Origin of the sequence: Algibacter mikhailovii (assembly GCF_014651495.1) — a bacterium.
GTDB classification, from domain to species: Bacteria; Bacteroidota; Bacteroidia; order Flavobacteriales; family Flavobacteriaceae; genus Algibacter_E; species Algibacter_E mikhailovii.
In genome coordinates this window covers 1-2,043 of the sequence record NZ_BMWZ01000032.1, presented here as the reverse complement: position 1 = coordinate 2,043, position 2,043 = coordinate 1, and the positions used below count along the sequence as shown (strand labels likewise).

The following is a 2,043-nucleotide window of genomic DNA, read 5'->3' as shown; positions in this document are numbered from 1 at the left end:
TAAAATTTTCAGTTTAAAGGGTTCTGAATACCGTCTGATTACTTTGTCATTTTTGTACATAATGTTTAAAATTATGTAGCCTTTATTCAGGACGGGTCAAAATTGTGTACAACGTTGTTGTATATGGAAAGTTGCGTGTTTGTGTGCGAGGATTTTCCGAAGGAAAATCAGAAGCTAGCAAACAAAGCAACTCACATTGGTTTAGGGTAAAACCAGCAATTTTTTATATACGGTGTTAGCACCAGTTATTATTTCTTTTTAAATTCCAAATTCTTCACCCTTCCTGCCGCTAAACGAAAGCCAGAATCCTTACCTGCTTCTTTTTTGACAAATTCAAAAGTTCCGTAATCATTATTTGAAAAAAGATTTTCCATTATTGACTTTAGAGGCGAAGTTTTGGTTCCGTTTACATATAGCATTAAAGACCCATCTTCAATTTTCAAAGAATAATTAGCATTCAACTCTTTACTGTAATAGGTTCCTTCTCTGCTTTTTAACTCTTCAATTGTATGTTTTTTTGGAATATACACTTCTGAATTTATAGGCTTTCCACCATAAATAATTACAGACATTGTCTGGTTTTTATGTTCGTTTTCAAATTTTATAATTACATCTACACCTACATCAATCATTTTAAATTCATTCTTGCTTATTGGAACTAATTTACTTTCATTAGTTTCTGATCGATAGTATCTTAAGGTGTCATTTTTAACGTAAATTTTTCTACTATAAGAACCTGCGACATTCCAATAATGTCCTTCGAATTTTTTTAGCTCACTAGTTTTTATGTTAATAAACTCTTGTTTTTCAATTTCTTTATTGTTGCTAACTTTAATGTCTTTAAAATCTTCCTTTAGAATTATATCAGCTACTTGATAAGCCATACCTGTTGGATTAGCATCACCTCTATTTGCAAAAATGGCAACTGAAAAGTGATTTTCAGGAAATCGAACCAATTCAGCTCGGAAACCAACAAAGGCACCTCCGTGACTTATAGTTTTTAATCCTTTGTAGTTACCTATATCTAAACCAGAAGCATAATCAATAACTTCTCCATTATTTAGAACACCTTGCTTGGTCATCAAAGTCCAAAATTCATTACTTAATACATTTCTGTAGTAATATTCATCATCCCATTTTTTAATGTCATTTATGGTAGTGAAAATTCCGCCATCTCCAATCATATCTAAAGTTGTCATACTGATTTCATATGATTCATCATCTGTTGGTAGATATCCTGAGGCTCTGTTTTTGACAATTTGTTTATGATTATTATGAAAATGTGTATTTGACATTCCCAAAGGGCTGAATATTTCTTTGTTAGCAAAATCAGCCATACTCATTCCAGAAACTTTATTAACTATTTGACCGAGTAACCAATATCCTGAATTACTATATAAAAATTCATCTCCAGAATTAAAGTTTAGTTCGCTTTGATTGATGAGCCAGTTCATAATATCATCATCTTCATAATACTCATCATCTCCATAACCTTTTAAGTATGAAATTGTCAGATAATCTCTTATACCACTTGTATGGTTCAATAAATTTTGTATTGTAATATTCTTTGCATATTCTGGGAAATCAGGAAAAAAGGAATTTAATTTATCTTCTAAATTTAACTTTCTTTGTTCTGTCAATAAAACAATACAAGCAGCTGTAAACTGTTTAGAAGTAGAGCCAATTCTGAAAACCGAACTGGCAGAGTTCGGAATATCATATTCCATATTTGCCATTCCGTATCCCCTGGCATAAATTAGTTTTCCTTCTTTTATTATTCCTAACGCACATCCTGGGACATCTGTCTTATTCCATTCCGTGAAAATGCTGTCTATCGCTTGACTTTCTTTAATTTGTCCAAACGAATATACTGTAAAAGAAATAAGAAATAATAATAGAAAATATTTTTTCATAGTTGAGGGTTTTTTAATTGGTGCTAACGGTTACGTATATGAAATGTTGCGTGTTTGTGTGCGAGGATTTTCCGAAGGAAAATCAGAAGCTAGCAAACAAAGCAACTAACATAGGTTAAGCTAAAAATAG

Annotated in this window: 1 protein-coding gene; it reads right to left on the bottom strand. The window is 31.5% G+C overall.

All coding sequences use genetic code 11. The features are described from left to right. Window positions 1-248: 248 nt before the first annotated feature. Entirely contained in the window at window positions 249-1,913 is a 1,665-nt protein-coding gene (locus IE051_RS18505; protein WP_189362900.1) for a serine hydrolase domain-containing protein, read from the bottom strand. Window positions 1,914-2,043 lie beyond the last annotated feature (130 nt).